Genomic DNA, 22028 nt, shown 5'->3' with positions numbered 1-22028 from the left:
TTGCAGAAAGCTGCTTTGCATTTTACGAATGATGCTTGATGAAAAACGAAAGGCCTTCGATCTTCCAGCCCGAGCGCACCCCACTCAGGATGACGCTCCTCATTCTCGCCGGATCGTCGATCATGTGCGTGGCTTCGACTGTCGATCCGATCAGGGCGGCCAACCGAGTCTCCGGTGAAACGCTGTTCGACTGGAAGATCGTCTCGGCGGATGGGGAGCCGCCCGCCACCACATCGGGCCTGCCAGTCGCGGTGAGCGGCCGTTTCGACGCCGGCGAAAGGACCGACGTGCTGGTCGTGGTAGGCGGCTTCGGAACGCGGCAGCAGGCGACATCAGCCATGCTGGCGGCAATCCGCAAGGTCGCGCGCTCCGCACGCGCGGTCGGCGGCGTCGAGGCCGGCACATGGCTGCTTGGCCGCGCCGGCCTTCTCGACGGACGATCGGCGACGACCCACTGGGAGGACATGGAGGATTTCGCCGCCGCCTTCCCCGACGCCGATATCAGACCCGACCGCTACGTCATCGACGGTCCCGTCTTCACCACGGGAGGCGCCTCGCCCACCTTCGACCTGATGCTGCATCTCATCCGCATGCGGCTTGGCATGGCCGTCGCTCTCGATGTGGCGAGCGTCTTCATCTACGATCAGGCGCGGGCCGCGACCGACGCGCAGCCGCTGGTGTCGCTCGGCCGTCTCGACGGCTACGACCCGCGGCTCGCCCACGCGATCCGGCTGATGGAGGCCCATGTCGACCAGCCGCTGACAGTGTCGGCTATCGCGCGGCGCACCGGCATCACCGCGCGTACACTGGAGAAGGTCTTTGCCAAAGCGATCGGGGAGACGCCCGGCGCCTATTATCTCCGGCTGCGGCTCGCCGCAGCCCGCCGCCTCGTCGTCGACACCGCAGTGCCGATGGCCGACATCGCTGCGCGCACGGGGTTTTCGAGCGGGGCGGCCTTCTCGCGGGCCTTCTCGCACGCCTTCGGCGAGGCACCGGTGAAGCTGCGCCGCGGTTAGTGCCCTTGCCGAAAATCACGCCTCGGTATATATCTTGATATATACCGACTGGAAGGAGGCATGGGAATGACAGCCGTCGCAAAGCTCTTCATGAACGGGCGCAGCCAGGCCGTGCGCCTTCCCCAGGAGTTTCGGTTCAAGGGAACGGAAGTGGAGATCTGGCGGGACCCGGCAACGGGACACGTGATCCTGGCAGAGAAACCGCAGCGGACAGGGTCGTGGGAGAAGTTCTTTGCCGCGCGGGACGCGCTCAGGCCGGAGGACATTCCCGAAGATTTCCTGAAGGACCGGGACCAGGGGACTCAGGAGCGGGACGACCCCTTCGCATGAATACGCGCTACATGCTCGATACGAACGCTATCGGACTGATCGTGACGAAGCGATCGGGACCTGTCGCCGACCGACACAGCAAAATCCCGCCCCAGGATATTTGCGTGTCCGCCATCTCTTTCGGGGAAATCCAGTTTGGGTTGGCAAAGCGCCCGGAGGCTACCCGTTTGGCGGGGGTAACAGCCGACTTCTTCGCCGAGGTCGACGTGCTGCAATGGTCGGCACAAGAAGCAAGGCTCTATGGCCACCTCCGCGCCCATATGGAGCGACAGGCGAAAAGCCTAGGCGCACTCGACATGCTCATCGCCGCCCATGCGCTTTCTGTCGGCGCGACGCTCGTCACGAGCGATCGCGCCTTCCGTCTCGTCCCCGACCTCCGGATCGAGGACTGGCTGGAGGGTTAGACCCACTCCAGCGCGACGGCGATGCCCTGGCCGACGCCGATGCACATGGTGGCGAGCGCCAGCCTGGCACCGCGCTCCCTGAGTTCCAGCGCGGCAGTGCCGGCGATCCGGGCCCCCGACATGCCCAGCGGATGGCCGAGCGCGATCGCCCCGCCATTCGGGTTCACATGCTCCGCGTCCTCGGCGATCCCGAGTTCGCGGAGCACGGCGATGCCTTGGGAGGCGAAGGCTTCGTTCAACTCGACGACGCCGAAATCCGTCGGCTTGAGGCCGAGCCGGGCGCAGAGCTTCTTCGTTGCCGGAGCCGGGCCGATGCCCATGATGCGCGGCTCGACGCCTGCCGCCGCGCCGCCGAGGATGCGCGCGATGGGGTTGAGGCCATGCTTACTGGCGGCCGTTTCCGAAGCGACGATCAGCGCCGCCGCTCCGTCGTTGACGCCGGATGCGTTGCCGGCCGTAACCGTGCCGCCCTGCCGGAACGGCGTCGGCAGCTTGGCCAGCGTCTCCACCGTGGTGCCGGCGCGCGGATGCTCGTCCTTGCCGACCACGACAGGATCGCCCTTGCGCTGCGGGATGGTCACCGGCACGATCTCCTTGGCCAGCCGGCCGTTGGCCTGCGCCGCCACGGCCTTGTCCTGGCTGCGCACGGCAAAGGCATCCTGGTCGGCACGCGACACCTGGAACTGCTCGGCGACATTCTCGCCGGTCTCCGGCATGGAATCGATGCCGTACTGCTTCTTCATCAGCGGATTGACGAAACGCCAGCCGATGGTGGTGTCGTAGATCTCGGCATTGCGCGAGAAGGCGGTGTCGGCCTTGGGCATGACGAAGGGCGCCCGCGACATGGATTCCACGCCGCCGACCACCATCAGCTCGGCCTCGCCTGACTTGATCGCCCGCGCCGCGATGATGAGTGCATCCATGCCGGATCCGCAGAGCCGGTTGACGGTCGAGCCCGGGATCTCCTGCGGCAAGCCGGCGAGAAGCAGCGACATGCGCGCCACGTTGCGATTGTCCTCGCCCGCCTGGTTGGCGCAGCCATAGACGAGGTCGTCGACGGCCTGCCAGTCGACGGTAGCGTTGCGCTCGACCAGCGCCTTGAGCGGGACGGCGCCGAGATCGTCGGCGCGCACCGACGACAAGGAGCCGCCGAAGCGGCCGATCGGAGTGCGGATGTAGTCACAGATGAATGCTTCGGCCATGGTCATGCCTTTTCGGTCTTTGCGGTGCCCTGATGCGCCGCCTTGGTACGGGCCTGCAGGTCGCGCAGCGTCTTCAGTTCGAGCTCGGTCGGTGCCGGCGTCACCTCGATATCCCCGGCGAACTTCACCGTCCAGCCGCAAGTCTCCTGAACCTGCTCGCGTGTCACGCCTGGATGCAACGAAACGACTGTGAATTCCTTGGTCACCGGATCGGGCTTCCAGATGGCGAGATCGGTGATCAGGAGGGTCGGCCCCTTGGTGTCGATGCCGAGTCGCTTTCGATGGTCGCCGCCCTCGCCATGGCCGAAGGAGGTGAAGAAGTCGATCTTTTCGACCATGCCGCGCTTCGATTGCGCCATGGTGATATAGACCTCCTGCGAGGAGGTGGCGATCTCGGGCGCGCCGCCGCCGCCAGGAAGCCGGGTCTTGGGCTTGTGATAGTCGCCGATCACGGTCGTGTTGATATTGCCGAAGCGGTCGAGCTGGGCAGCCCCCAGGAAACCGATGGTGATGCGGCCGCCCTGCAGCCAGTAGCGGAACATCTCCGGCACGGACACCGTCGTCACCGCCGTCTCGCAGAGCTCGCCGTCGCCGATCGACAGCGGCAGAACGTCGGGAGCCGTGCCGATCGTGCCGCTTTCATAGATGAGCGTGATGTCTGGCGCGTGCGTCAGCCGCGCGACATTGCAGGCGGCCGACGGCGCGCCGATGCCTACGAAGCAGACGTCGTCGTTCTTCAACGCGCGCGAGGCGGCGATCGTCATCATCTCGTTGGGGGTGAAACCGAGATCCGTGCTCATGCGGTCTTCCTCAGATGGGTGACACGGCCGGCAAAGTCGTCGGCGGTCTTTTCGATCACATTCTTCTGCATCCAGTCGCGGAACTTGTCGCGGTCGGCGGCGATCTCGTCCCATTCGAGATAGGACGCATTGTCGCGGATGTAGTAGCCGTGGGTGTAGGATGGATGCGCACCGCCCGGCACGACCGAGACCGCAGTGATGGTCCAGCTCGGCAGCACGGTCAGGTTGGGATGCAGGTCGGCGAAGTCGTCGACCACCTCCTCGACGGTGACCACGGCACGCTTGGCTGCGAGCACTGCTTCCTTCTGGATGCCGATGATGCCTTCGACGAGCACATTGCCCTTCCTGTCGGCCTTCTGCGCGTGGATGAAGGTGACGTCAGGGCGCAGCGCCGGAACCGCCGCCAGCTTCTCTCCCGTGAAGGGGCAGGTGACGGAGCGGATGTTGGGGTTCACCTCGGCGAGGCCGGCGCCGCGATAGCCGCGGAAGACGGCGAAGGGGAGCCCCGCGGCGCCCGCTTCATAGGCGTTCGCCATGCCGGCATGGGAGTGCTCCTCGACCTCGACAGCCCGCGGCCAGCCGTTCTCGATCGCGTCACGCGCACGCCGCAGGAGACCGACACCGGGGTTGCCGACATAGGAGAAGACGATCTTCTTCGCCATGCCCATGCCGATCATCTGGTCATAGATGAGGTCGGGCGTCATGCGGATCAGGGTCAGGTCCTTGAAACCCTGGCGGATGGCCTCATGCACGGCCGCCGTGGGAATGAGATGCGTGAACCCTTCGAAGGCGACGGTATCGCCGTCCTTCAGATTCTCCGCCACCGCCTGGCTGAGCGGCATGAACTTTGCCATCGCAGATCCTCCAAAAAGTTCGTATTGCGAACAATTGTTTTGTATGTGATACTTCCTATATGACGAACCATGACGAGTCAATCGCGACGATGGCGGCCGGGGAAGCGCCGGATGCCGGCCATTCGCGCGATCATGTGTCTTCCCTGGAACGCGGGCTCGGCGTCATGGAGATCCTCGCCGCCCATCCCGCCGGCCTGACTTTGACCGAGACCGCCGAGAAGGCGGGACTGACGCGAGCCGGCGCACGCCGTTTCCTGCTGACCCTGGTCGCGACCGGCTATGCCACGCAGGAGGGCCGCCGCTTTCTCCTGTCGCCCAGGCTGATCTCGCTTGCCCGGGTCTGGCTCGGCGGCTCGTCGCTATGGACCTATGCCGAGCCTTTCATGCGCGAAGTCTCCGGCGCTCTTGCTGAATCCTGCTCCGCCGCCATCCTCTCCGGCGAGGACGTGGTCTATGTCGCGCGTGTTCCCGGCCGCCATATCGTCAGCATCGCGCTGCATATCGGCACGAGGCTGCCGGCCTACTGCACCTCCATGGGCCGGGTGCTGCTGTCCGGTCTCGCACCGGATGCGCTCGACGCTTTCCTCTCCCGGGCCACGATCCGCGCGAATACGGCCAAGACGATCACCGATCGGGTGGAACTCGCACAGACCATCGTCGAGGCGGGCCGCAAAGGGTTCGCCTCCGTCGACGAGGAACTGGAGATCGGCCTGCGCTCCATCGCTGTGCCCATCCGCGACCGGTCGGGCGCCATCGTCGCGGCCATCAACGTCTCGACCCAGTCGGCGCGCGTTTCCGTGGCCGAGATGGAGCGCGAGATCCTGCCTCATCTAAAGCGGGCCGCGACCGGCATTGAGGACTATTTCGTCGTTCAGTGATCCGGGCCCGCGACGTCGATACCTCCCGTCCCGTCGTGAAAGCACAACCGAGACGGATACCGGCGGGTGTGAGCCTCGCCGGGTCCTGACTCACCCGTGCCGAGCGGCAGCTTCGCGTGCTATGGCACTGCGCATTCCGTCGGCAAGCATCGTCTTGAGACGGACGGCCACTGCCTCGCGCCATGCGGTCGATGTGGCCAGCGCGCCCGGGAAGAGGCCGGGCAAGGCGAGCAGGCCCTCGACGACCGCGCTTGGGTCGCGCCCGCAGCCCGCGAGGGCCGATCGGATCTCCGCTTCGCGCGGGTCGCGCAGCACATAGCTCTCGCCCTTCTCCGTCTCGCCGAGCGTGTAACGCATCCAGGCGGCCGCCGCGAAGGCGTAGGCATCCATCGGGAGGCCGCGCTCGAGCGCGATGCGTGCCGGCTCGATCAGCCGTTGCGGCAGCTTCTGCGTACCGTCCATCGCGATCTGCCACGTCTCATGCGCGATGGCCGGATTGGCAAATCGATCGCGGAGTTCGTCCGCGTAGCGGCCTGGGTCAACATCGGGAACGGGGTCGAGCGTCCGCGCCGCCTCGCTCATGTGGCGCGCGACGAGCCGCGCGAGATCGGCATCGCCCATGACGTCGCGCACATATTTGTGACCGGCGATGAAGCCGGCATAGGCGAGCATGGAATGCGCACCGTTGAGCATGCGCAGCTTCATCTTCTCGTAGGACGTCACATCCTCCACGAACACCGCGCCCCCGGCCTCCCAAGGCGGGCGGCCGGCAACGAATCGGTCCTCGATGATCCATTGCGAGAAGGGCTCGGTCTCGACCGCCGCGCGGTCCTCGCATCCGGTCAGCACCCGCGCATCGGCGAAGGTCCCGTCGGTGCTGGCCGGCGTGATGCGATCGACCATGGTCGAGGGGAAGCTGACGGCGCTCTCTATGTGAGGGACGATCTCGGGGTCCCTCAAGGCAGCGAATTCGAGCACGAGCCGGCGCAACACCTTGCCGTTCGACGGAAGGTTGTCGCAGCAAAGCACGGTGAACGGAGGACGGCCGAGCACTTGGCGTGCGTGAAGTGCAGCAACCAGGAAGCCTAGGGCGCTTCGGGTATTGTCGGGGTCCGCGAGGTCTGCCGCCACGGCGGGATGGCTCGGGTCGAGCCCGCCGGTTTTCGGATCGAGCCCGTAGCCCTTTTCCGTGACCGTCAGGCTGACGATCCTGGTATGGGGTGATGCGAGCGCGACGAGCACATGTGGCTGGTCCACGGGCGCGACCAGAACTCCTGCAATGCTGGCGATCACACGCGCCGAGACGCCTTGGGGGCCGCGTTCCAGCAGGGTGTAGAGCCCTTTCTGCGGGTTGAGCGCCTGCGCCGCGTCGGGCGAACGCAGGCTGATACCTGTGATCATCCAGTCGCCGCCCGTCTCCTGCAGCGCATCGTCGGTATAGACGGCCTGATGCGCCTTGTGGAATGCGCCCACGCCGATATGCACGATGCCGCTGGCCCGATTGCGGCCGTAGGAAGGCCGCCGGACATTTTTGGACACGGCCGAAAGATATTTGAGGCGTGCAGTCACAGGCCGATCTCCGGGTGGCTGAACGCGGCCATCACGCCACGCAGCTCGGCAAGTCCTTTCAGTCGGCCGATCGCCGGATAGCCCGGCTGCGCACCGCGCTTCAGGTCGTCGAGGATGTCCTGCCCATGATCGGGCCGCATCGGGATCCGGGCGTCGGAACGCCCCTCTTCGCGGCGGCGGCGCTCTTCTTCCAGAAGGGCCGCGACGACGGCCACCATATCCGTGTCGCCCGCGAGGTGCTCAGCCTCGTGGAAGGAGCACGGCACCTCGTCGGTGTCGCGCTTCACGTTCCGCAGATGCACGAAATGGATGCGCGGCGCGAGCTTCCTGACCATGTCGGGCAAGTCGTTGTCGGGCCGGGCGCCGAGCGAGCCCGTGCACAGGGTCGCACCGTTGGCCGGCAGGTCGACCGCCTCGAGCACATGACGATAGTCGTCGAGACCGGACATGATGCGCGGCAGGCCGAGCAGCGGGAAAGGCGGATCGTCGGGATGGCAGCAGAGCCGCAGGCCGAGTCTTTCCGCCGTCGGGGCGACCTCGGCCAGGAAATCGACGAGATGGCTCCGGAGCTTCTGCGGACCGATCCCGGAATAGGTCGCGAGGTGGACCGACAGTCCGTCGAGGGACCAATGCTCCTGCGCGCCCGGCAGGCCGGCGGTGACATTGGCCGCGAGTTGATTGCGCCGGTCGTCGCCCATCGCTCTGAAACGACGCGCGGCCTCAGCGACGACGGCTTCAGGGAAATCCTCGGCCGCGCCTTTGCGCCGCAAAATGTGGATATCGAAGGCGGCGAAATCGACGAGGTCGAAGCGCATCGCGGTTCCGCCATGCGCCACCCGCCAGGCGAGATCGGTGCGCGTCCAGTCCAGCACCGGCATGAAGTTATAGCAGACGACGGATATGCCGGCCTGCGCCAGGTTCTCGAGGCTGCGGCGGTAATGGACGAGGTGGGCGCGCCACGCGCCCGTCTGGGTCTTGATCGCCTCCGAGACCGGCAGGCTTTCGACCACTTCCCATTTGAGATGGGTTATCGAGCCGTCGGGATGGAAGGCCACTTCGCGCTGTCGGCTGGCAATCTCCTCCGGGCGCCAGGTCTCGCCGGTCGGCACATGATGGAGCGCCGTGACGATCCCTTCCGCGCCAGCCTGGCGCGCATCGGCCAGGTTGACCTTGTCGTGGGGCCCGAACCACCGCCATGTCTGCCGCATGAGACCTCCATCGCCATACCAGTATTCGAGTTTGACGTGAGGTGGTCAAGGCTGCGAGCCTTCTGTGTGCAGGCGAACGGCCGCCCGCCCTCCTGACAACATGCTGGCAGCAGGCTGTGCTAGACCGGCGACACCGAATCCCCTTTGCAAGACGACCACAGATGCAGGCAGAAACGACCGCGTCCCCGCTCCTCAAGGAAATCTTCAACCGCGAGCGGCTTCGCCACATCGCGACCGAGACCGCGGCCGTCTGCCCCGGTTTCGACAAGGATCGCTTCCTTATCCTGGCCACGGAGAACCTCGACGCGCTCGGCATCATGCAGCGGCTGCGCCAGGTCGCGACCAGCCTGCACCAGACCCTGCCCGGCGGTTTTCCGGAGAACGTCGAGGTGCTTCATGCTCTGGCGCCCCGCATCGGCCACGGCTTCGCATCGATCGCCCTGCCCGAATATGTCGCCCTTTACGGCAAGGCGCATTTCGACCTCTCGATGGAGTCGCTTCGTTTCCTGACGCGCTTCGGTTCGTCCGAATTCGCGATCCGGCCTTTCCTCGCGCGCGATCTCCGGCGCGCGCTTGATGTCATGGAGACATGGGCCCGCGACGACAATGAGCATGTCAGGCGCCTCGCCAGCGAGGGCTGCCGGCCAAGATTGCCATGGTCCTTCCAGATCAAGGAGCTGGTCGCCGACCCCTCACCGGTCGCGACCATCCTGGAGACGCTGAAAAGCGATCCCAGCCCCTATGTCCGCAAGTCGGTCGCCAATCATCTCAACGACATCACCAAGGACAGCCCGGCCTGGGTTCTGGAGCGCCTCGATACTTGGCCGATGGATGACGCCCGCACGGCCTGGATCGTCAAACATGCGCTGCGCACGCTGATCAAGAAGGGCGATCCGCGAGCCCTCGGTCTGATCGGAGCCGGCGACAAGCCCGAGGTGCGGATCGACGACTTTGCGGTCGCACCGGCCGCGATAACGCTCGGCCAGCGTATCCGCATGGACGCCCGCCTGGTGTCGATATCAGATGCGCCGCAGCGGCTCGTCGTCGACTACGCCGTCCGCTATGTCAGGAAAGGCGGCTCGCCGTCGCGCAAGGTCTTCAAGCTCAAGACGGTCGACCTTGCTCCGCGAGCCGCCTGCGATCTGGCCGTAGGCCAGACGATCCGTGACTTCACCACCCGCAAGCACTATCCCGGGCGCCATCTCGTCGAACTCTTGGTGAATGGAGAGGTTCTCGCCGAAAGCGGCTTCGATCTCGCGATCTGATGCCGGAGGAGAGTCCCCGTGCTTTTCATGGTCCCCGTCGCTCGATGATCCATGTGGCCGCCGCAGCAAGGTCGTCGACCACGGCTGTCGGGGGCGGATCGAAGCGCGTCTCGTCGCCGGGCCGGTATTTGCCGCTGCGCACCAGCAGCGCGGTTGCGAGCCCGGCGCGCAATGCTCCGGCGACATCCGCTTCGGCATCGTCGCCGACCATGGCGGCCGTTTCAGGCTCACAGCCCATATCGGCCAGGGCCGCAAGGAAGAAATCCACCGAGGGCTTGCCGAGCACCGTCGCATGCCGTCCGGTGGCGAACTCGAGCGCGGTGACGAATGGTCCGGCATCGAGGCTCAAGCGGCCGTCGCCGTCCCTGAAGGTCCGGTTGGCGGCCAGCGCCAGGAAATCCGCTCCGTCGTCCAGGAGCCGGAACGCTTCGTTGAGGGCGGAATAGGTGAAGGCTTCTCCCGCGTCTCCGATGACGACGGCCGGCTGCCCGCCTCGCGGCAGGTCCCGAAACTCGGGCTCCAGGCCGGGATGGATCAGGAGGTGCGGGCTTCGCCGGTGACGCAGAAGCCAGTCGCGCGCGGCGGCCGCCGGCGCGAACACTTCATCCGTGCCGATATCGAGGCCCATGGCATGGAGCTTGGCCACGATGGCCGGCTTGGCCAACCGGGTGGTGTTGCTGACAAAACGAAGCGGCAGGCAGGCGTCGCGCAGTGCGGCCACCGCCTCGATCCCACCCGCTATCGGCTTCTCGCCGTCATAGACGACGCCCGCGAGATCGAGAAGCACGCCGCGCATCATGGTCGGAGAATGGCCGACCTCGAACCGGTCGGCAATTCACAATCGCGGCGACGGCCGGGCGCCTTCAGACGTAGCGGTTGACGACGTTCTCCAGGAGTTCCTGGCGGCCGGACTTCGGCTTCGGCTCGATCTCCTTCTTCACCACCCTGTCGGCGATCTCCTCGAGCGTGCGCTTGCCGGCCAGCATCGCTTTCGCCTCGGCCGATTTCCATCCGGCGTAGCGCTCCTCCAGCGGCCCGGACAGGGCCTTGTCCTCGAGCATCCCGGCAGCCGCCTTGAGGCCCCGCGCGCAGCAATCCATGCCGCCGATATGGGCGATGAGGAGGTCCTCCGGGTCGAGTGACTGCCGGCGGAGCTTGGCGTCGAAATTGGTTCCGCCAGTCTTGAAGCCGCCACCCGCCAGCACCTGATAGTAGGCGAGCGCCATTTCGGGCACATTGTTCGGGAACTGGTCGGTATCCCAGCCCGACTGGTAGTCGTTGCGGTTCATGTCGATCGAGCCGAAGATCCCCAGCGCATTGGCCAGGGCAAGTTCATGCTCGAAGGAGTGGCCGGCAAGGATCGCATGTCCCTGCTCGATATTGACCCTCACCTCCTTCTCCAGCCCGTAGCGCTTGAGGAAGCCGTAGACGGTGGCGACGTCGTAGTCGTATTGGTGCTTGGTCGGCTCCTGCGGCTTGGGCTCGATCAGGATCGTGCCCTTGAAGCCGATCTTGTGCTTGTAGTCGACGACCAGCGACAGGAAGCGGCCGAGCTGGTCGAGTTCGCGTCCCATGTCGGTGTTGAGCAGCGTCTCGTAACCTTCGCGGCCACCCCACAGCACATAGTTCTCGCCCTTCAGCCGCTTCGTGACGTCGATGCATTTCTTCACCGTGGCGGCGGCGTAGGCGAAGACATCCGGGTCCGGATTGGTGGCGGCACCCGCCATGTAGCGACGGTTGGAGAAGAGGTTGGCGGTGCCCCACAGGAGCTTGACACCTGTTTTCTTCATCTTTGCTTCGAAGACGTCGGCGATCTCGTCGAGCCGTGCGGCACTTTCCGCGAAGGTGGCGGCCTCGGGCCGGACATCCGCATCGTGGAAACAGAAATAGGGAACGCCGAGCAGCGAGAACATCTCGAAGGCCACCTCGGCCTTCTGTCTGGCATCCTCCATCGTGTCGCCGAACCAGGGCCGTTCGAAGGTCTGGCCGCCGAAGGGATCGCCGCCCGGCCAGGTGAAGGAGTGCCAGTAGGCGATGGCGAAGCGCAGATGGTCTTCCATCCGCTTGCCCATCACGACCTCGTCCTTGTCGTAGAAGCGGTAGGCAAGCGGATTCTTCGATTCCGGCCCCTCATATGCGATCGGCTTGATGTCGCCGAAGAATCCGGTGCTCACGATGTCACTCCTCTGATGGCGGGATAGGAGGCGCGGTAGCGCCGATAGGCTTCGTCATAGGCGGCGGTCAGCCCAAGGTCGGGCTCGATCGTCGCGGCAGTGTCGGGCGGCGAGCAGACGGCGAGCGGATCGGCTCCTTGGTCTGCAATCAGCCCCAGGCGCGCCGCTCCGAAGGCCGCGCCGAAATCGCCGTCGGCGGGTATGTCCACCGGTAGGCCCAGCGCCGTGGCGATCGCCTTCAGCCAGTAGCGCGAGCGCGAGCCGCCGCCGATCGCAGTGACGCGAGAGAGGTCGGAGCCGGCGGCGCGAAGCGCTTCCAGGCTGTCGCGGAAGGCGAAGGCGACGCCTTCGAGAACGGCCTGGGTGAGCGCGGCGCGGCCCGACTCATGCCCGAGCCCGGTGAAGGCCCCGCGGATGACGGCGTCGTTGTGGGGCGTGCGTTCGCCCGAGAGATAGGGCAGGAAGGTGATGCCGGTCGGCGCCCTGAGAGTTGGACCGAGCTCGTCGGTCAGCTCGGCCGCGCCCGCGCCGGTGATATCCGAAAGCCAGTTGAGGGCGTCGGTCGCCGACAGGATGACCCCCATTTGGTGCCACGCACCGGGAAGGGCGTGGCAGAAGGTATGGACCGCGCTTTCCGGGTTCGGCAGGTAGCTGGCATTGGCGGCGAACAGCACTCCCGACGTGCCGATCGAGACGAAGGCCGCGCCCGGTGTCACGGTGCCCATGCCGCAGGCCGACGCCGCATTGTCGCCGGCTCCGCCGGCCACCGTCACCGCGCCGCCCATACCCCAGCGCGCGGCAAGCGCGCCGCGCAGTGTGCCGGCAGGCTCCGTGCCCTCGACGAGCGCGGGCATGCGGCTCTCGTCCATCCCCGTCGCTTCGAGCAGCTCCGGCGCCCAGGCGCGGCCTGCAACGTTCAGCCACGAGGTGCCGGCCGAATCGGACATTTCCGAGATCGTCTCGCCGGTCAGCCAGAGCCTGAGGTAGTCCTTCGGCAGCAGCACCTTGCGCACCGCTGCGAAGATCCCGGGCTCGTTGTTCCTCACCCAGACGAGTTTGGGCGCGGTGAAGCCGGGAAAGACGATATTGCCGGTAACGGCGCGGAATCGCGGGTCGGCGTCCAGAGCCCCCGCCTCGGCATGGCTGCGCGTATCGTTCCACAGGATGCAGGGGCGCAGCACACAATCGCCGTCGCCGAGCAGGGTCGCGCCGTGCATTTGGCCGGAAAGGCCGATGCCGCGCACCGCCGCCAATGCGGCGGGATACCCCACCTTGAGCTCGCCGACGGCGGCCTCGGTCGCCGCAATCCAGTCGGCGGGGTCCTGCTCCGACCAGCCGGAATGCGGCCGGGATACGTCTAGGTCGCCATTGGCGGAGCCGACCACCTTCTGGTCGGCGTCGATCAGCAGCGCCTTGACGCCAGACGTGCCGAGGTCGAGCCCGAGATACATGTCGCTCCTCCCGGTCAGGGCACCCGACCGCACGGCGCGGCGAGCCCTTCTGCCGATGTTTCCTCCGGACCGAAGCAGAATATGAAAACGGGGCACGATGCAACCGTCTGGCTGGCCCTATGGCATATTTTTTTCGCGACTCGCAATAAATCGGCGTCGGAGCGACCGCAATGCGGTTTGAAGGCCGCTGCCGGCCATGAGAAGAGCCCCGGTGCCAGGGCACTCTTCCTCGACAGGACGTCAGGCGGAGCTGAGGGCGGGGGTCTGCGCCCTTACGTGACCTCGGCCGGCCGCGCCGCGCGCTTCATGAACAGCTGCGAAAGCGGGCTGTCCGGTCGGGCGGCGAGACGCTCCGCGGCAAGCGCCGCGGCGAGCGCGGCATTGCCTGCACGGAATGCGGCCTCGATCAGCGTGAGGTCGATGACGTCGCGCTGCGCATGGCTGCCGCCGAAGCGATGCGCGATGGAGCGGATCGGCCGCAGCAGCCCTACGGTCTGGGCGAAGTCGCCCTCGCCGAAAGCTTTGATCGCCAAGGTGAGCGGATGACCGACGTCGCGCGTGAAGCCGGCATTGTCGCCACCCGCCTCCATCGCGGCGCGCTGGGCGTCGAGAAGCGCGCCGGCCAGGTCCGCCCGGCCCGCGCCGACGAAGGCCATCATGGCATGGGCGTCGTTGAAGGCGTAGTTGGCCGACATAGCCTTGGGCGCCCAGTTCTCGGCGAGCGGCGTCCAGCGGCCGCCGACGTCGACACCGCCGAGATGGAGCCGCCACAGGATCGCGGAGGCGTCCACCATGTTGAGCACCACCGAAGACCGCGTGCCGAAGATCGGCCCGTCATAGAGCGCCAGCACCTCGGCGATCTCGCCAAGATCGTAGTGGAACAGCGCCAGATGCCACCAGTTATGCACCTGCAGGAAGCTCTCCTTCGCCCAGGCGTCCGGATTGGCGCGCATCCAGGCGATGCCGTCCCGCTGCCGGCTCTGCATCTCCATGACATGGGCGACGGCATGCTGGGCCCAGCCGTCGCGTGGTTCGATCTCGACGGCCCTGCGGCCCAGCGCCTCGGCGCGTCCGTAGTCGCCCATCTCCTCGAAGCCGAAGGCCTGCATGCCGAGCATGGCGTGATAGCCGGGCATGGCCTCGTCCCAGGCCGGCAGCGCACGTGCCAGGCGGTCGCGCAGCATGCGCGCATTGCCGGTGAAGAAGTCGATCTGGTGGCCGGCCTGCAAGGCGAGCGCGTCGCGCGGCGCCTCGATCGTCAGATCCTCGAGAATGCCTCCGGCTGCATGCCAGCGTCCTTGCGCCAGATGCCCGAGCGCCGCGACATGGGTGCGCTCGCGCGCCGTGCCGCCGAGCCCGCTCGCGGCAGCGAAACAATCGGCCGCGACCGCCGTCGCCTCGCGCTCCGTGGCGAGGCCGAACAGATAGCCCTTGAACACATGCGCTATGACGAAACCGGGCGCAGCCGCGATCGCCGCATCGATCGAGCCGACCGGATCGCCGACGAAGCACTGCAACTCGTGCACGGCCTTCTGATAGAAGGCGGCCCCGGTATCGGTGGCGCCCGATATCGGCAGGCCGAGACTGTCCCTGATCGTCATGTCGCGCTCCTTGAGCCGCTGGGTCGGCCCCGCTCCTGTCGGCCTCATAGGTAGCGCAGATGCGCTCGGGAGGCCAAGGCTAGCCGAGTCCTGTATCGGAGCGACCGCGCGATGGCCGAAGGACGAAATTTCCGTGCCGACGCTTCGAAAGACGCGGTCCGCTCAGTTGCCGGAGCGCGCCACCGCCGTGGCGACGCCGGCACCCACCAGCAGCGTGCCGCCGGTGCGGTTGAAGATGCGGATCGCCCGAGGGCTCCGCACCAGCCGGCCAGCCCGCGAGGCGACAAGCGCATAACCGAAGGCATTGGCGAAGGCGAGCGTCAGGAAGGTTGTCTCGAAGACGATCATCTGCGTCAGGAAATCGGCGTGGCGATCGATGAACTGCGGCAGGAACGCCACGAAGAAGGTAATGCTCTTGGGGTTGAGCGCTGTAATCAGCCATGCATGGGCCATCATCTTCAGGGGCGGCGTGGCATCCCTGCGCGGCGTCGCGTCGAGCGTGCCGCCCGCCCGGAACAGCTTGACGCCGAGATAGATCAGATAGGCCGCGCCAATCCATTTGAGCAGGGTGAACACGGTTGCGGAGGCCATCAGAAGAGCCCCGATGCCGAGCATCGACAGGGTCATGGCGGTGAAATCGCCGAGCGCCACGCCGACGGCCATCGGCAGTGCCGTGCGCCAGCCCTGGCCGAGCGCATAGGAGACGACGAGCAGGATCGTCGGCCCCGGTATGACGAGAAGGACTGCGGAAGCGGCAACGAAGGCAGCCCAGGTTTCGATGGTCATGGAACACTCCTCTCTCAAAGAAGAGGATAAATCTCTCGTCCGCGGCCGATGTAAAGAGGCAATTCGCTGCGAGGTGTTCCTCTCGTCAGGTCCTTCTGCCGTCGAGATAGGCCTGCGCGATCTCGCGCATGCGGTCCGGCGAGAAGCCTTCGCCATGCCCGCCATGGACGATGCTCACCGGCAGATCGAGGACGCGCATCATGGTCCGCCGATAGGCGTCGCGGTCGGAATCGGGCAGATCGTCGATCAGCATCTCGTCATAGATCGCATCGCCGCTGAAGAAGGTGCCGTCCACCTCGTCGAGCAGCGCGATCGAATCGGGCGAATGGCCCGGCAGATGGACCACGGTGAAGCAGCGATCGCCGAGATCGACGCGGTCGCCCTCGTCGAGGACGACCGTCAGCGGCGCCGGTCTGATCGCGTAGTCCGTCGCCCGCCAGTCCTCGGCGGGCAGCAGGGTAACGGGCTCCGCGAGCTCGCCGAACATATCGGCATAGGTCGACGCGTCGGGCATGGTCACGAAGGCATCCGCCGACTGGCGCGGCCCGGCCCGCTCGGCGAATTCGTGAAGGGAACCTACATGGTCGAGATGGATATGGGTGGCAAAAGCCAGCAGCGGCTTGCCCGGCGTCAGGTCCAGCGCCGGCATCAGCTTGGCGAGACCCATGCCGGTGTCGACGATCAGATCACGGTCGCGACCACGCAGGTGATAGATGTTGGCCCGTACGAAGCCATGCACGAAGGTCTCCGTGAGCATGTCCAGACCGGGCGCCAGCCGACGCCCCGCGAACCATTCACCCGCCTTCGCGACACGCATCGCCGTCTCCCCGACCAGCCCCATGCCGCACTTGCATGCGGATTCAGCCTTTATCAACCATATTTCGGCAGGATTTCCGGCAGCTGTAACATGGAATCAGTCGCGTGCCGCGTAACTCGTCTCCTCGCAGTAACCATATTCCGTCATCGGAAGATCATCCGCAGCCCAATCGCCGAACGGCATTGCTCGGCCTCGGCGCTCTGTCGCTCACCGGCCTCGCAGCCTGTACCAGGACGCTGGACATGCCGTCGCTCCAGCTCGACGACATCACGACCGGCACGATCCGGCCAAAGATCAGCGTCGACCGGCAGGTGACGAGCCCCGACCTGATGTATGCCTCGGCCACGGATGATGGTTTCCAGCTTCCGGCCATCCCCTATGCGAAGGTCGATCCGAAGTTCAGGCGCCAGATCGTGGTCGACCCGACCGGCGAGGCGCCGGGAACCATCGTGGTGCGGCTCCAGGAACGTTTCCTCTATTTCGTGCAGCCGGGCGGCGACGCGCTCCGCTACGGCGTCGGCATCGGCCGCGACGGCTTTCTCTGGTCCGGGCGCGCCAACATCCAGTACGGCAAGAAATGGCCGCGCTGGACGCCGCCGCCCGAGATGATCGCACGCAAGCCCGAACTGGAGAAGTGGCGCGGCGGCCAGCCCGGTGGGCTGGACAACCCGCTCGGCGCCCGCGCGCTCTATATCTTCAAGGACGGCCAGGACACCGGATACCGCGTGCACGGTTCGCCGGAATGGTGGACGATCGGCCATGCCATGTCGTCGGGCTGCGTGCGCATGATCAACCAGGACGTCATCGACCTCTACAACCGCGTCAACGGAAAGACGCCAATTGTAGTTGCGTGAGCGAATAGCGAGTAGCCAGTAGCGAATAGGGGGAAAAAGGAAGGGGCTCCGACCTTCGGAACCCAGTAGGTCCATCCCTATTCGCTATTGGCTACTCGCTATTCGCTTCCTTCCCGTCACGAAAGGAAAAAGGTATCCTTCTCCCTCATCCGACGGGAGGACCGACATGGCCGGGACATTCGTGATCGCGCAGGGGGGCGGCCCGACGGCCGTGATCAACCGGACGCTGGCCGGCGCCGTCGCCGAGATCCGGAAGCAGCATCCCGGCGCGAGGATACTGGGCGCTCGCCATGGCGTGCGCGGCATTCGTGACGGCAACTATGTCGATTTCGCCGATGTCTCGTCCGAACGGCTCGACCTGATCGCGGCGACGCCGAGCGCGGCTCTCGGCTCGACGCGCGACAAGCCCGACGCCGCTTATTGCGAGGTCGTACTGAAGGGCCTGCAGGCGCTCGGCGCCGACGCCTTCATCTATATCGGCGGCAACGACACGGCCGGCACGCAGCAGATCCTGGCCGATGCGGCAGGCGGCAAGATCGCCTTCGTCCATGCGCCGAAGACCATCGACAACGATCTTGTCGAGAACGACCACACCCCTGGCTTCATTTCCGCCGGCGAATTCGTTGCCGGCGCCTTCCTGAGCGTCGATCTCGACTTCCGTGCTTTGCCCGGCATCTATGTCGGCATCGTCATGGGCCGGCATGCCGGCTTCCTGACCGCTGCGGCCGCCGCGTGGCGGGACGAGGAGGGCGACGGCCCGCATCTGCTCTATGTGCCCGAGCGCGCCTTCTCCGTGCCGCGCTTCATCGACGACGTGCGGGCAACTCTCGGCCGCCACGGGCGCTGCATCGTGGCGGTCTCGGAAGGGGTGACGTCGGAGGACGGGCGTTCGCTGGTGGAGAGCCTCGTCCCCGAGGATCGGTTGGAACGCGACGCCCATGGCAACGTCAAGCTCTCCGGCGGCGACCTCGGCCTCGCCTTCGAGCATGCGCTGCGCGACGGCTTGCCCGGAACACGCGCGCGGGTCGATACGCTTGGCTATATGCCGCGCGGCAACATCGCCACGATCAACCCGACCGATGCGCAGGAAGCGTTCGACGCCGGCGCTTTCGCTGCCGACGCTGCGACAAGGGGCAGCGGTTCCGTCGCCCTGCGGCATGAAGGCGGCAAGACGGTTTTGCGGCTGGTTCCGCTCGGCAATGTCGCGGGCAAGACGAGGCATATGCCGGACAACTTCCTGAAGCCCGAGGTCAACGACATATCGAGCGCCGGCATGGCCTATCTCGAGCGGCTCATCCCGCGGAAATACAAGGTCGGCAGGCCGTTCGTATAGGGTATCGGACCCGAAAGCGGGCTCCGGCTTGCAGATAACTCCGACGCTAACAAATGGTTGGAGCGCGGCCCGTCCATCTCGACGCAAAGGACGTTCCAGCACCCTGATCGACGCATCGCGCTTCCCCGAAGATCGTGTTCGATTTTCGCTTGTGCGGCTGGAGCGATGCGGGCACCTCAATTGGCAGGGGCCGGCTCTGGAGCCGGCCCCTGGCCAGTGTCACAAGTCGTGTCCAGCCTACTGGAAGAGCTTCATCACGCCCTGGACTCCGGCATTGGCGATCGACAGCGCCTGGATGCCGAGCTGCTGCTGCACCTGGAGAGCCTGCAGGCGGGTGGATTCCTCGTTCATGTCGGCATCGACAAGCGTGCCGACGCCACGCTCGATCGCGTCCATCAGGTCGGAGGCGAAGTCGAGCTGCATCGCGATCCGGCTCTTGGCGGCACCGAGATCGCTGGCGGCCGAGGCCATGTCCTGCAGCGCGCCGTCAACCGTGAGGATCAGCTCGTCGAGATCGGCGAGATCGTTGGCCGAGTTGGTGAGCGCCGAGATGTCGAGCGTCGAAACCGAATAGACGACGCCACCGTTGGTCGTCGTGCTCTGGGTGTCAAGAATGCCGGACTGGTCGTTGGCATCGAAGAGCTTGAGCCCGTCGATATCGATCTGCAACGTACCGATCGTCACCGTTCCACTGGAGCCGCGGGTGAAGGAGGCGACGATCTGCTTGACGGTCGTGTAGCCGGCGGCGGAGGAGTCCACCGACAGCCAGTTCTCGCCCGAGAAGCTCGCCGATTCGCCGATGCCGATCAGCTGCTGCTGAAGTTGCGTGATTTCCGACTGGACCTTGGACTTGTCGACGCCGGGCTCGCGCGCCGCCACCAGCTTGGCCTTGATCTCGTCGACCACGTCGATTGCGGAATCCATCGCGGTGTAGGCGGTATCGACTTTCGCCGCGCCGAGGCCGAGCGCGTCGCGCACGGTCGACAGCGCCTTGTTGTCCGAGCGCATGGTGGTTGCGATCGACCAATAGGCCGCGTTGTCGCTGGCTTCAGCGACGCGGTAGCCCGTCGATATCCTGTTCTGTGTCGCCTCGAGCGCGCGGTTCGTCGCCTGGAGGCTGGCAAGAGCCGTCATTGCAGACGGGTTGGTCATGATACTCGTCATGGCACATATACCTTATACTGAAATCCGGCCCGGAGGGGTCGGTACGAAACTGGACGGAACTCGGTTGCCGACGACATCAGCTTTGGCAACGAGAGTTATGGTAAATGAGCGTGGTTAACGGAAGGTATCGCGTCGCCGATCCGACCCACGGGCCGCGAGAAATCGTGAGCACGGCTTGGACGATCCCGTGCGAGCACCGGACGCTTCGGCGTGGCCCATGAATGGGATCGGTCGTTCGAAGGCACCGCCGGACGTCGGAGCGCAGGAGCATATCCGGAAGGTTCGCTGGGCCCTTCGATCAGCCTGCAGGCCTTGATTTGCGGCGTGCCTTTTCCCCGCAATCGCTTTCGGGAGACATGTTCTGACTAGCCCTCCAGTTCCAGGAACGGCACCCCGAGCAGATCCTCCCGAACGTCGATGCCGAGGCCCGGCCCGTCCGGAAGCCCCATGCGGTTGCGCTCGACCGGCGGCCTATTCGACGCGGTGCGCACCGTCACCCACTCGTGGAAAGCGATCGCATGGAGGCGGCGTTCCTCCGGCGTCGAGAGCGACAGATGCGCCATGGCGGCGGTGTCGATCTCGGCGCCGCCGGTGTCCTCCACGGTGATCATGAAACCGAGATCGACGGCGAGGTCGCGGATCTGCCGCGTCTTCGTCACCCCGCCCAGGCGCGAGATCTTCAGCGTCAGCCCGTCGGCCGCGCCCTTGCGGTGGATGTCGAGCATGTCGCCCAGCGAGGCGACGGATTCGTCGAGCACCATCGGCTTGTCGAGCATGCGCCGCACCGACAGGCATTCGTCGATGGTGGTGCAGGGCTGTTCGAACACATAGTCGATATCACGCGTGGCGGCGGCGAACTGCCTCGCTTGGAAGGGCGTCCAGCCGGCATTGGCGTCGCAGAACAGCACCGTGTCTTTGGGGATCGCCCCCGCGACGGCATGCACACGATCGATATCGCCGCGGACGTCGCCGCCGACCTTGATCTGCAGCCGGTGGAAACCCTCGGCGACGATGCGGGCGGCAGTTGCCGCCATCGCGTCCACCTCACCATGGGTCACCACTTTGTAAAGCTCAGCGCTCTCCCCTTCCCTTCCGCCCAGCAGCGTCACCAGCGGCGCGCCGGCCGCACGGGCTGCGAGATCGGCGCAGGCCATATCGAGCGCCGACTTGACATAGGGGTGCCCCTTGAAAACCGTATCCATGAGCCGGCCCACGCTGCCGAGTGCCCTCGGATCCTGCCCCAGGAGATGTGGAGCGATTTCCGTCACGCCTGCCCGCGCGCCCGAAGCGAAGGCGGGCGAATAGAAATTGCCGAGCGGCGCCATCTCGCCCCAGCCGGTCAGGCCGCTGTCCGAGATCATGGCAACGATGACAGCGTCGAAAGCGTCGGCGCTTCGCCCCTTCGACATGTTGTAGGCGCCGCCGACAAAGGGCTGCAGGACGCGAAAGGCCTTGATCGTCTTGATCTTCATCAACTCCATCCTCCGCTGCCCGGCCCACGAGCCGGCAAGCTGGTTCGCTACCTGGTGTCGCCGCGCAATTCGAGCGAGCGGGCGTAGCCGAGCAGTTCCTCGAAATCCCAGTCGATATGTTCCAGCGCGTGACGGCGCGCCGCATCCATGTCGTCGCCTTTGAGCAGTCGAACATAGTCCTCATGCAGGTCGGCTGCAGGCACGGCCTCTCCTCGGGCGCGCTGATGCAGGGCGAAATACATCTGCAGCCTGCCGGCCAGCCGCCGCCACGTGTCGAGCAGGAGCGAATGGTCGGCCCATTCATAGATGAGCCCATGCAAGCTGAGCGCCGCCTCGATCTGGCTGGTGAGGTCCACTGCGGCGATCGCGCGTTTGACCCGATCGTGACGGCGGTCGAGCTCAGCGCAGAAATGCGCGTTCCTACGCGGCCACGCCGTCTCGATGGCGAATGCTTCAAGCACGCGATGAAGCGAGTACGCTTCCTCGACATCCCGCGCCGTGACGTCGACGACGAAGGTCCCGGCATAGGGGACGCCTGTCAGCAGTCCCTCCTGCACCAGCTCCCTGACGGCCTCGCGCAATGGCGCGCGACTGACACGCATCTCTCCGGCAATGCGCAACTCGTTGACCTTCTGCCCCGGCTGCAACTGCCCGGTCAGGATCGCGCGCCTCAACAGTGCGACGATTTCGGCGCGGCGGGTCGTATCGGCGATCGGGTCGAATGCGATGGATTGGGACATGCTCTACACCACGAGACAATGACATATTGTCGACAATCCATCAATTCTGCAAGAAGTGGTCGGTCGATAATATGTGCCGCCTGTATTTTCGCGCCGAACGGCCTTCCAAA

Annotated in this window: 21 protein-coding genes; 7 read left to right on the top strand and 14 right to left on the bottom strand. The window is 65.8% G+C overall.

Annotated elements, in window-relative coordinates; all coding sequences use genetic code 11:
* The first annotated feature begins 35 nt into the window (after window positions 1-35).
* From JN280_RS12895 to JN280_RS12885, 3 genes are all read left to right on the top strand, one after another.
* Window positions 36-1016, top strand: a complete 981-nt coding sequence (locus JN280_RS12895; protein ID WP_202312675.1) for a GlxA family transcriptional regulator — start codon at window positions 36-38, stop codon at window positions 1014-1016.
* Window positions 1017-1082: 66 nt separating this feature from the next.
* Entirely contained in the window at window positions 1083-1346 is a 264-nt protein-coding gene (locus JN280_RS12890; RefSeq protein WP_202312674.1) for an antitoxin, read from the top strand.
* A complete protein-coding gene (locus JN280_RS12885; protein WP_202312673.1) occupies window positions 1343-1750 on the top strand; it encodes a type II toxin-antitoxin system VapC family toxin in 408 nt (135 codons plus the stop codon). The genes JN280_RS12890 and JN280_RS12885 overlap by 4 nt, the downstream gene beginning before the upstream one ends.
* Here JN280_RS12885 and pcaF read toward each other — a convergent pair.
* Genes pcaF through JN280_RS12870 form a run of 3 tightly spaced genes read right to left on the bottom strand, consistent with a single transcriptional unit; the run spans window position 1747 to window position 4606 of the window.
* On the bottom strand, window positions 1747-2952 hold the full coding sequence (pcaF, locus tag JN280_RS12880; RefSeq protein WP_202312672.1) for a 3-oxoadipyl-CoA thiolase: 1206 nt from the start codon (window positions 2950-2952) through the stop codon (window positions 1747-1749). The two genes, JN280_RS12885 and pcaF, sit on opposite strands and share 4 nt — an antisense overlap.
* A 2-nt stretch (window positions 2953-2954) precedes the next feature.
* The gene (locus tag JN280_RS12875; protein ID WP_202312671.1) at window positions 2955-3752 is read right to left on the bottom strand and encodes a CoA-transferase subunit beta; all 798 of its coding nucleotides are present in this window, start codon (window positions 3750-3752) and stop codon (window positions 2955-2957) included.
* A complete protein-coding gene (locus JN280_RS12870) occupies window positions 3749-4606 on the bottom strand; it encodes a CoA transferase subunit A (RefSeq protein ID WP_202312669.1) in 858 nt (285 codons plus the stop codon). The genes JN280_RS12875 and JN280_RS12870 overlap by 4 nt, the downstream gene beginning before the upstream one ends.
* 89 nt (window positions 4607-4695) lie before the next feature.
* On the opposite strand from JN280_RS12870, the gene JN280_RS12865 reads away from it, so the two are divergent.
* Window positions 4696-5484, top strand: a complete 789-nt coding sequence (locus tag JN280_RS12865; RefSeq protein WP_202314732.1) for an IclR family transcriptional regulator domain-containing protein — start codon at window positions 4696-4698, stop codon at window positions 5482-5484.
* 90 nt (window positions 5485-5574) lie between these two features.
* Here JN280_RS12865 and JN280_RS12860 read toward each other — a convergent pair whose 3' ends face one another.
* Together JN280_RS12860 and uxuA are read right to left on the bottom strand one after the other, a co-directional pair.
* Window positions 5575-7053 carry a mannitol dehydrogenase family protein gene (locus JN280_RS12860; protein WP_202312667.1) on the bottom strand — a complete coding sequence of 493 codons (1479 nt, stop codon included), beginning with the start codon at window positions 7051-7053 and terminating at the stop codon, window positions 5575-5577.
* The gene (gene uxuA, locus JN280_RS12855; protein ID WP_202312665.1) at window positions 7050-8261 is read right to left on the bottom strand and encodes a mannonate dehydratase; all 1212 of its coding nucleotides are present in this window, start codon (window positions 8259-8261) and stop codon (window positions 7050-7052) included. Before uxuA ends, JN280_RS12860 begins: the two co-directional genes overlap by 4 nt.
* A gap of 161 nt (window positions 8262-8422) precedes the next feature.
* Here uxuA and JN280_RS12850 point away from each other — a divergent pair, with 161 nt between their 5' ends.
* A complete protein-coding gene (locus JN280_RS12850) occupies window positions 8423-9526 on the top strand; it encodes a DNA alkylation repair protein (RefSeq protein WP_202312663.1) in 1104 nt (367 codons plus the stop codon).
* Window positions 9527-9551: 25 nt separating this feature from the next.
* On the opposite strand, the gene JN280_RS12845 is transcribed toward JN280_RS12850, so the two are convergent.
* The 6 genes from JN280_RS12845 to JN280_RS12820 form a co-directional block, all read right to left on the bottom strand.
* Window positions 9552-10322 carry a TIGR01458 family HAD-type hydrolase gene (locus tag JN280_RS12845; protein WP_244743518.1) on the bottom strand — a complete coding sequence of 257 codons (771 nt, stop codon included), beginning with the start codon at window positions 10320-10322 and terminating at the stop codon, window positions 9552-9554.
* Between the two features lie 67 nt (window positions 10323-10389).
* A complete protein-coding gene (xylA, locus tag JN280_RS12840; RefSeq protein WP_202312659.1) occupies window positions 10390-11700 on the bottom strand; it encodes a xylose isomerase in 1311 nt (436 codons plus the stop codon).
* Window positions 11697-13151, bottom strand: a complete 1455-nt coding sequence (xylB, locus tag JN280_RS12835) for a xylulokinase (protein ID WP_202312657.1) — start codon at window positions 13149-13151, stop codon at window positions 11697-11699. Before xylB ends, xylA begins: the two co-directional genes overlap by 4 nt.
* 272 nt (window positions 13152-13423) lie before the next feature.
* Window positions 13424-14752, bottom strand: a complete 1329-nt coding sequence (locus JN280_RS12830; RefSeq protein WP_202312655.1) for a tetratricopeptide repeat protein — start codon at window positions 14750-14752, stop codon at window positions 13424-13426.
* A 162-nt stretch (window positions 14753-14914) separates the two neighbouring features.
* Complete coding sequence (locus JN280_RS12825; protein WP_202312653.1) at window positions 14915-15538, bottom strand: LysE family translocator; 624 nt, start codon at window positions 15536-15538, stop codon at window positions 14915-14917.
* A gap of 85 nt (window positions 15539-15623) precedes the next feature.
* Entirely contained in the window at window positions 15624-16355 is a 732-nt protein-coding gene (locus JN280_RS12820; RefSeq protein WP_202312651.1) for an MBL fold metallo-hydrolase, read from the bottom strand.
* A gap of 137 nt (window positions 16356-16492) precedes the next feature.
* On the opposite strand from JN280_RS12820, the gene JN280_RS12815 reads away from it, so the two are divergent.
* Together JN280_RS12815 and JN280_RS12810 are read left to right on the top strand one after the other, a co-directional pair.
* Window positions 16493-17209, top strand: a complete 717-nt coding sequence (locus tag JN280_RS12815) for a L,D-transpeptidase (RefSeq protein WP_244743517.1) — start codon at window positions 16493-16495, stop codon at window positions 17207-17209.
* 166 nt (window positions 17210-17375) lie between these two features.
* Window positions 17376-18542, top strand: coding sequence for a diphosphate--fructose-6-phosphate 1-phosphotransferase (locus JN280_RS12810; protein WP_202312647.1), 1167 nt, complete (start codon window positions 17376-17378; stop codon window positions 18540-18542).
* Between the two features lie 237 nt (window positions 18543-18779).
* Here the strand turns inward: JN280_RS12810 and JN280_RS12805 are convergent, their stop codons facing one another.
* The 3 genes from JN280_RS12805 to JN280_RS12795 all read right to left on the bottom strand — a co-directional run bounded on the left by JN280_RS12805 (window position 18780) and on the right by JN280_RS12795 (window position 21918).
* Entirely contained in the window at window positions 18780-19706 is a 927-nt protein-coding gene (locus JN280_RS12805) for a flagellin N-terminal helical domain-containing protein (protein ID WP_202312644.1), read from the bottom strand.
* 365 nt (window positions 19707-20071) lie between these two features.
* Window positions 20072-21178 (bottom strand): mandelate racemase/muconate lactonizing enzyme family protein, encoded by a 1107-nt coding sequence (locus JN280_RS12800; RefSeq protein WP_202312642.1) that lies wholly within the window; start codon window positions 21176-21178, stop codon window positions 20072-20074.
* A 47-nt stretch (window positions 21179-21225) separates the two neighbouring features.
* Window positions 21226-21918, bottom strand: a complete 693-nt coding sequence (locus JN280_RS12795; protein WP_202312640.1) for a GntR family transcriptional regulator — start codon at window positions 21916-21918, stop codon at window positions 21226-21228.
* Between the last annotated feature and the right edge of the window lie 110 nt (window positions 21919-22028).

Source organism: Mesorhizobium sp. L-8-10, assembly GCF_016756635.1.
GTDB lineage: Bacteria > Pseudomonadota > Alphaproteobacteria > Rhizobiales > Rhizobiaceae.
This window is presented reverse-complemented; position numbering and strand designations above follow the sequence as displayed.